6 protein-coding genes and 1 pseudogene are annotated in these 8,098 nt (G+C 69.8%); all 7 read right to left on the bottom strand.

Features of this window, described 5'->3' with window-relative positions; translation table 11 throughout:
- Window positions 1-1,591 (bottom strand): 3-hydroxyacyl-CoA dehydrogenase NAD-binding domain-containing protein (locus NBX02_RS09995; RefSeq protein WP_250291066.1); only part of this gene is annotated, 1,591 nt, incomplete at its 3' end.
- A gap of 29 nt (window positions 1,592-1,620) precedes the next feature.
- Window positions 1,621-2,832 carry an acetyl-CoA C-acetyltransferase gene (locus NBX02_RS09990; protein WP_250282580.1) on the bottom strand — a complete coding sequence of 404 codons (1,212 nt, stop codon included), beginning with the start codon at window positions 2,830-2,832 and terminating at the stop codon, window positions 1,621-1,623.
- A 143-nt stretch (window positions 2,833-2,975) separates the two neighbouring features.
- On the bottom strand, window positions 2,976-4,487 hold the full coding sequence (locus NBX02_RS09985) for an aldehyde dehydrogenase family protein (RefSeq protein ID WP_250282582.1): 1,512 nt from the start codon (window positions 4,485-4,487) through the stop codon (window positions 2,976-2,978).
- A gap of 47 nt (window positions 4,488-4,534) precedes the next feature.
- Window positions 4,535-5,059 (bottom strand): flavin reductase family protein, encoded by a 525-nt coding sequence (locus NBX02_RS09980; protein WP_250282584.1) that lies wholly within the window; start codon window positions 5,057-5,059, stop codon window positions 4,535-4,537.
- Between the two features lie 104 nt (window positions 5,060-5,163).
- Window positions 5,164-6,738, bottom strand: coding sequence for an AMP-binding protein (locus tag NBX02_RS09975; protein ID WP_250291064.1), 1,575 nt, complete (start codon window positions 6,736-6,738; stop codon window positions 5,164-5,166).
- Window positions 6,739-6,745: 7 nt separating this feature from the next.
- The gene (locus NBX02_RS09970; protein ID WP_250291062.1) at window positions 6,746-7,723 is read right to left on the bottom strand and encodes a nitronate monooxygenase; all 978 of its coding nucleotides are present in this window, start codon (window positions 7,721-7,723) and stop codon (window positions 6,746-6,748) included.
- Between the two features lie 47 nt (window positions 7,724-7,770).
- Window positions 7,771-8,098 (bottom strand): annotated as a pseudogene (locus NBX02_RS09965) (hypothetical protein); the annotation flags it as partial.

Raw genomic sequence — 8,098 nt, 5'->3', positions numbered from 1 at the left:
CGATGCTGGCGGGCGCGATGCCGTCACCGACGGCCGCGACCGCCTCGTTGAGGAAGGCGATGATGACCCGGCTGGTGAAGAACCCACGGCTGTCGTTGACGACGATGGGCGTCTTGCGGATCTGCTGCACGAAGTCGAAGACCCTGGCCAGGGTGCGCTCCGAGGTGCGCTCACCCTTGATGATCTCGACCAGGGCCATCCGGTCGACCGGCGAGAAGAAGTGGATGCCGATGAAGTCCTCCGGCCGCTGGACCCCCTGCGCCAGCAGGGTGATCGGCAGGGTCGAGGTGTTCGACCCGAGCACCGCGTCCGGGTCGACGATCTCCTCGATCTCGCCGAAGACCTTGTGCTTGAGCTCGGCGCTCTCGAAGACCGCCTCGACGACGAAGTCGACCCCGGCGAAGTCGGCCGGGTCCTCCGTCGGCAGGATGCGGCCGAGTACCGCGTCCGCCTGCTCCTGCGAGGTCTTCCCCTTGGCCACCGCCCTGGAGAGGGTCTTCTCCACACCGGCCTTGCCACGCTCGGCGGCGGCGAGGCTGACGTCCTTGAGGACCACCTCGATCCCGGCCTTCGCCGCCGCGTAGGCGATGCCCGCGCCCATCATCCCGGCCCCGAGGACACCGACCTTGCGCGCCTGGAAGCGGTCGAACCCGGCCGGCCGGCTGCCACCGGCCTTGATGTGCTGGGTGTCGAAGAAGAACGCCTGGATCAGGTTCTTGGCCACCTGGCCGGTGGCCAGGTGGATCAGGTACCGGGTCTCGATCAGCGACGCCGTGTCGACGTCGACCTGCGCGCCCTCCACGGCGGCGGCGACGATGGCCCGCGGCGCCTGCAGCGGCGAGCCGCCGAGCTGGGCGCGCAGCTTGGCCGTCAGGCTGGGCAGGACTGGCGCCAGCGACGGGGAGTCCGGCGCCCCACCGGGGATCTGGAAGCCCTTGACGTCCCACGGCTGACGCGCCTCGGGGTTCTTCTGGATCCATTCCTTGGCCCGGGGGAGCAGCTCGGGGATGCTCGCCACGACCTCGTCGACCAGGCCGGCCTCGAGGGCGTCGGCCGGGCTGAACCGGGTGCCGGGCAGCAGCACCTTGTTCAGGGCGTCGACGACGCCGAGGGTGCGCACGGTCCGTACCACCCCGCCGCAGCCGGGCAGCAGCCCGAGCCCGACCTCGGGCAGGCCGATCTGGTTGCCCGGGACGTCGGCGGCGATCCGGTGGTGGGTGGCCAGCCCGAGCTCGAGGCCGCCGCCGAGGGCGGCGCCGTTGAAGGCGGCCACGACCGGCCGGTCGAAGGTCTCCAGGGCGCGCAGCAGCCCCTTGATCCGGTTGAGGTGCGCCGTGAACTCCGCGGCGTCCTCCTTGCGCAGCGCCTTGAGCTCGTTGAGGTTGCCGCCGGCGAAGAAGGTCTTCTTCGCGGACGTGAGAACGACGCCGGTGATCGTCTCCTTCTCCCGCCCGAGCCTGTCGACGGCCGCCTGCAACGACTCGACGAAGTCCCGGTTGAGGGTGTTCGCCGAAGCCTGCGGGTCATCCAGGGTCAGCACGACGACGCCGTCGGGGTCCTGCGCCCACTGGATGGTTTCTGTGTACGCCATAGTCGGTCCACCCGTATCCGTCGACATGATCACACGCGCTCGATGATCGTGGCCACGCCCATACCGCCGCCGATGCACAGCGTGATGAGCCCTCGGCGCTGCTCCCTGCGCTCGAGCTCGTCGAGCACGGTGGAGACCAGCATCCCGCCGGTGGCACCGAGCGGGTGCCCCATCGCGATCGCCCCGCCGTTGACGTTCACGTTCTCCTCGGGGATCTTCAGATCCCTGACCCACTTGAGCACCACCGACGCGAAGGCCTCGTTGAGCTCGAAGATGTCGATGTCGTCCAGGGTCAGCCCGGCGGTGGCAAGCACCTTCTCCGTCGCCGGCTTCGGCCCGGTCAGCATGATGGTCGGGTCGGAGCCGCTGATCGCGGTGGCGACGACCCTGCCGCGCGGTGTCAGGCCGAGGTCCCGGCCCGCCTGCTCGCTGCCGATGAGCAGCAGCGACGCGCCGTCGACGATGCCCGAGGAGTTCCCCCCGGTGTGGACGTGGTTGATCTTCTCGACCTCGTGGTACTTCTGCAGCGCGACGGCGTCGAACCCGCCCGAGCGGCCGAGCCCCTCGAAGGACGGCTTCAGCGCGCCGAGGGACTCCACCGTCGAGCTGGGCCGGCGGTGCTCGTCGTGGTCGAGGATCACGACGCCGTTGACATCCCTGACCGGTACCACCGAGCGCGCGAAGTAGCCGTTGCGCCAGGCCGTGTCCGCGAGCTCCTGCGAGCGCACGGCGTACGCGTCCACGTCCTCGCGGCTGAAGCCCTCGATGGTGGCGATCAGGTCGGCGCCGATGCCCTGCGGGACGAAGTAGTGGTCGTAGGTCGTGACCGGGTCGTTGAACAGCGGGCCGCCGTCGGAGAGGATCCCCACCCGCGACATCGACTCGACGCCACCGGCGAGGACCAGCCGGTCCCAGCCCGAGCGTACCTTCTGGGCCGCGATGTTGGTCGCTTCCAGGCCCGAGGCGCAGAAACGGTTGACCTGTATCCCGCCCACCGTGTCCGGCAGGCCGGCGGCGATCGCCGCCGCCTTCGCGATGTCACCGCCCTGGTCCCCGATCGGGGAGACAACCCCCAGGACCACGTCGTCGACGTAGGCCGGGTCCAGCTGCGGAAGCCGCTGCTTGACCTCGTCGATGAGGCCTACTACGAGGTCCAGCGGCTTCGTGCCATGCAGCGCCCCTTTCTTTCCCTTTCCTCGAGGGGTCCGAACCGCCTCGTAGATGTACGCCTCGGCTGACACGATCAGGTTCCCTTCCTGGGATGTCGCCGGCACCGCCGACGGCAGTCACGCGTGCCGGCCTGCGCCGGCCGGGCCCGCCGTCGGCACCGGCGCGCGGTGCCGACGGGGCGCCGGCACCGCGCTGGTTCCTTCAGGCCCGTCACTTATGCGGGCGGCGTCCCGAGTACCAGGGCGAACGCCGCCCGGTTCTCCAGCCCGCCGCTGCGGTCGACCGTGATGTACTTCTGCTCGGTGTAGGCGTCGAGCGCGTTCGGGCCGCCCTCGCGTCCCAGACCGCTCTGCTTGTAGCCACCGAACGGGTAGGCCGGGTTGATCACGTGCCAGTCGTTGACGTAGACCATGCCGGCTTCCAGCTGCCGGGCCACCTCCAGCGCCCGGGACTCGTCACGCCCCCACACGCCGGCCGACAGGCCGTAGTTCGTGTCGTTGGCGATCTTGACGGCCTCGTCCACGGAGTCGTAGGTCAGCACCGTCAGCACCGGGCCGAAGACCTCTTCGCGGGCGATGCGCTGGTCGTTGGTGACGTCCGTGACGATGGTCGGCTCCACCCAGTTCCCGACGGCGAACTCCGGCCCCTGCGGCACCCCGCCGCCGAGCGCGATGGTGGCTCCCTCGGCCCGGGCGGACTCGATGTAGCCCAGGACGCGGTCCCGCTGCCGCTTGCTGATCAGCGGGCCGACGTCGGTGGCGAGGTCCAGCGGGTTGCCGAGCTTGAGGGTCTTCGCCCGCTCCACCAGCCTGGTGAGGAACTGCTCCTTCAGGCTGTTCGGCACCAGCAGCCTGGTTCCCGCCTCGCAGGCCTGCCCGTTGTTGGCCAGGGCCGCGAACAGCGCCCCGTCGACGGCCAGCGGCACGTCCGCGTCGTCGAGGACGATGTTCGGCCCCTTGCCGCCGAGCTCGAGGGTGACCCGCTTGACCGTGTCGGCGGACTTGCCCAGGATGCTCTTGCCCACCTCGGTGGAGCCGGTGAAGGCCACCTTGCGGACGTCCGGGTGGCCGCTGAGGTGGGCGCCCACCGGGTCGCCGTCGCCGGTGACGATGTTCAGCACGCCCTTGGGCAGGCCGGCGGCCTCGAACTCCTTGACCAGCTCGAGCGCCACCAGCGGCGAGTGCTCGTCGGGCTTGAGCACGACGGTGTTGCCCGCGGCCAGCGCCGGGCCGACCTTCCAGACGATGACCAGCAGCGGGATGTTCCACGGCACGATCGCGGCCACCACGCCCAGCGGCTCGCGGCGCAGCACGCCCACGGCCGGGAGCGGCCCGATCTCCGGCCCGCTCTTCTCGAACTCGTAGGTCGTCGCGAGGTCGGCGATATAGCGCAGCTGGGCGATGGACAGGCCGAGGTGCAGGGCCCCGGTGACGCGGATCGTCGCGCCGTTCTCCCGGGTCTGCAGGGCCGCCAGCTCCTGGAGACGCTTCTCCAGGTTGTCCGCGACCGCGTGCAGCAGCGCGGCGCGCTCCTGCGGCGGGGTGCGCCGCCACTGCCCCGCCTCGTGCGCGGCCCTGGCGGCGGCGACCGCCCGGTCGACGTCGCCGGTCCCGCCCTTGGCGACCGTCGCCACCAGCTCGTCCGTCGCGGGACTGCGAATCTCGTACTTCTCGGCGGAGTCGACCCACTCTCCGTCGATGAACAACCCATAATGCGGTACGGACACCTTGTCCTCCTTTGGACGCGGATGGCTTGCGATGACGACCGGCCAGGCTAGTCCAGCGACCGGATGCGCCGATACCTGCTCCGGTAGTAGAGGAGCGGATCGCGCTCCCCGGGGGTCTGGAGGGACTCCACGTGGCAGGTGACGATGTGGTGGTCACCGCCGTCGTAGACGGTGGCGATCCGGGCACCGATGTGGGCGACGGCGCTGTCCAGCGCCGGCGCGCCGTTGGGCAGCAGCGTCCAGCCGACACCGGCGAACTTGTCCGTGCCGCTGCGCGCGAACCCGTTGCTGAGCTCGTCCTGCCCCTCGCTCAGAATGTTGATGCACAGGTTTCCCGCCGCCGCCACCGCGGGCCAGGACGTGGACGACTTGGCCGGGCAGAACAGCACCAGCGGTGGCTGCAGGGACAGCGACGTGAACGACTGGCAGGTCAGGCCGGCCGGCTGGTCCCCGGCGACCGCCGTCACAACGACGACCCCGCTCGCGAAGCGTGAAAGGACCTCGCGAAAATGGGCGGGGTCCACCAGGGGAGCCTCCGGGGCGGGATGGCCGGTACGGCTTTGAGAACTCATCGTCATTCCCATGGCTTAGGGGCTCTTCCTCGTCTCGCGCCGATCGGTCCGGCGTTCGTCCTGGTCACGGGGCCAGGGCGAACGCCGGCCGGCGGGCGGTGGAATTACCCGATCTGACGGGCCCGACCGGCCCAGTAGGGCGCGCGAATCGTTTTCTTGTCGACCTTCCCGGCCGGGTTGACCGGCAGTTGGTCGGTGAACTCTATCGATTTGGGCGCGGGCACACTGCCCAGCTCGCGCTTGACGTGGTTTATCAGCTCGCTCTCGTCGGCCTGCTGCCCGGACCGGGTGACCACGACGGCGTGCACGGCCTCGCCCCACTTCGGGTGCGGGATACCGAAAACAGCCGCCTGGGCGACCGCCGGATGGGTCAGCAGCACGTCCTCCACCTGCCGCGGGAAGACGTTGAAGCCACCGCTGACCACCAGGTCCTTCTTGCGGTCGACGATGTAGAGGAAGCCGTCCTCGTCGAAGTAGCCGATGTCCCCGGTGTGCACCCAGCCGTCGCGCAGCGCCTCCGAGTTACGCGAGGCGTCGACGTAGGTGAGCATCTGGCCGAGCTGCTTGGAGGTGACCTCGCCGACCTCGCCGACGGGCAGCGGGCGGTCGTCGTCGTCCTGGATGGTCACCGCCACGTACGGCAGGGGCCGCCCGGCCGACGCCAGCCGCTTGATGTCCTGCTCGGTGTCCACCCGGTGGTCCTGCTTGCGCAGGCTGGAGACGTACCCCGGCTCGGTGCCGGCGTAGGCCTGGATGAAGATCGGGCCGAACACGTCGAGCGCCTCACGCAGCCGCTCCGGAGCGATCGGGGCACCCGCGTAGACGATGGTGTTGAGCGACGAGAGGTCGAACTTCTTCCGGTCCGGGTGGTCGAGCAGCAGGTAGATGATGGTCGGGACCAGGGCCGTGGCCGTCACCTTCTCCTTCTCGATCCTCTCGAGCAGGGTGTTGACGTCCAGCCCCGGCAGCATCACGTTCGTGCCGCCGCGCAGGAAGGTCGGCAGCACGAAGATCTGGGTGAAGTGGGTCAGCGGAGCGCCGTGGGCGAAGATCTCACCGGGCCGGATGTCACCGATCTCCAGGCCGGCGGTGATGCTGTAGTGCGCCCAGGTGAAGTGGGAGTTGATCACACCCTTCGGCTCACCGGTGCTGCCGGAGGTGAACAGCACGTATGCCTCGTCGTGCTCGTCGATCTCCACTGAGGGGGGCGTGTCCGGCTGCGCCTCGAAGTGCTTCGCGTAGTCGAGGACACCGGCGACGGTCGTCTCCGCGGGCCCGCGGCCGTCGTCGAGCCGGATGACGTGGCGCAGCTCGGGCAGCCCGGCCACCACCTCGGCGACGGTCGAGTCGAACTGCGCGTGGTAGATGAGCGTGGTCGCGTCGGCCTGCTTCAGGTTGCTGCGGTGGCCGGCGGCGGCGGCCCGGGTGGGCAGCTGCACCAGCACCGCTCCGGCCTTCCAGATGCCGTGCTGGCTCGGGATGAACTCCAGGACGTTGGGCAGGAGCAGGCCGACCCGCTCCCCCTTGCCTACCCCTAACGCGATGAGCCCGTTCGCGACCCGGTTGGCCCACTGCTGTGTCTGCCGGTATGTCAGCCGGCGATCACCATCGATGATCGCCGTTGAGTCGGCGTAATACAGGGTGACCCGGTCGAAAACCGTTGGCAGCGTGCCCCACATGCGTGCTCTACCTCCACTTTCTGGAAATGCCGTCCGCTGCCGCCGGTAGCAGCAGGTCCTGGGCCTGCTGGTATTCGCGGGCAAGCCGCTCCGCCAGCTTCGGGATGTCGAGAACCTCGTCGATGCCGGACACCGAGTGGCCAGCCGCCCAGACGTTGCGCTGGGCGAGCAGCCGGTCCTGGGCGAAACCGGGAGAAGCCTCGCCGGCCGCCCCGGCGGGTGGGGCCGGCGTGATGTCCTGAGCCTCAAGCCAGCTTCTGAGTACGTTGGCCTGCAAGCCGCTGACCTGCACCGATGTGGTGACGTCATCGAGGGTGGCCTCGACGACGGCCTGCCGGTACGCATCGGAGGCCAGGCTCTCGGTGGTGGCGATGAACCGGGTGCCGAGATAGGCCAGGTCGGCGCCGGCGGCGCGGGCGGCCAGCACGCTGTAGCCGTCGCTGATGCCGCCGGCCAGGACCAGGATCCCGTCGTAGTCACTCCGCAGGGCCCGTACGAAGGAGAGCGGGTTGGCCCACCCGGTCTGCCCACCGGCGCCGGCGGACAGCAGCACCAGGCCGTCCACCCCGGCTTCGATCGCCTTGTGGGCATGGCGTATGCTCGCCACGTCCGCCAGCACCAGGATGCCGGCGTCGTGCAGCGGCCCGACCACCGCCGAGGGCGAGCCGACGCTGGTGATGACGATCTCCGGGCGGTGCCGCAGCAGGCTGTCCAGGTCGCTGGCGAGCCGCGCGTTGGAACGGTGCACGACGAGGTTGGCACCCACCGGAGCGGCCGGCGCGGACTCGTCGGCCCTTGTCGCCGCTGTGATGCGCGCCAGCCATTCGTCCAGCTCATCGGCGCTTTTCGCGTTGTGGGTGGGGAAAGTGCCGATGATACCGTTCACGGCGGCGGCGATCACAAGATCGGGGCCTGACACGTCGGTCATCGGCGCCGCCACCGCCGGCAGCCTCAGCCGTTGGTGCCATTCGTGCGGTAATGTCACCGGTACCTCCACGATCGGCGAAGCGCTGTCAACTCCGGCCCGCCTGTTCAGGCCGAAGAAGCGGGGTCGGCATCCTTCTCCCAGGAGTGCGTCGTGGGGGCCGGCGACCCGATCCGCTGAAATACCGGGGCGTCGTTCCAGGTGGTCGGCTCACCGTCAATTCTGCCGTCGGTGCCGGTCAGCCGCCAGGCTTGGTCCCGGCAGGCCTGATCCCGGGCGGGGGGATTCTCGCCGCCGGTTGACGGGTCCTGGTATCCACTGCCGCTGCCCTGGTATCCGCTGCCCTGGTATCCGGCACGATGCCCACCGTCCTGCCGCCACAGGACCGTCACGGACGGTGACTCGTTCCCCCTGGTGGTCGTGACCGCCTCAAGA

The organism is Protofrankia sp. CiP1_Cm_nod1, assembly GCF_920888515.1.
Lineage (GTDB): Bacteria > Actinomycetota > Actinomycetes > Frankiales > Frankiaceae > Protofrankia.
This window is presented reverse-complemented; position numbering and strand designations above follow the sequence as displayed.

What these genes read in the sequence shown, in the direction of transcription:
- NBX02_RS09980 (WP_250282584.1), bottom strand. Translation starts at nt 5,059, where the DNA reads ATGAGTTCTCAAAGCCGTACCGGCCATCCCGCCCCGGAGGCTCCCCTG.
- NBX02_RS09975 (WP_250291064.1), bottom strand. Translation starts at nt 6,738, where the DNA reads ATGTGGGGCACGCTGCCAACGGTTTTCGACCGGGTCACCCTGTATTAC.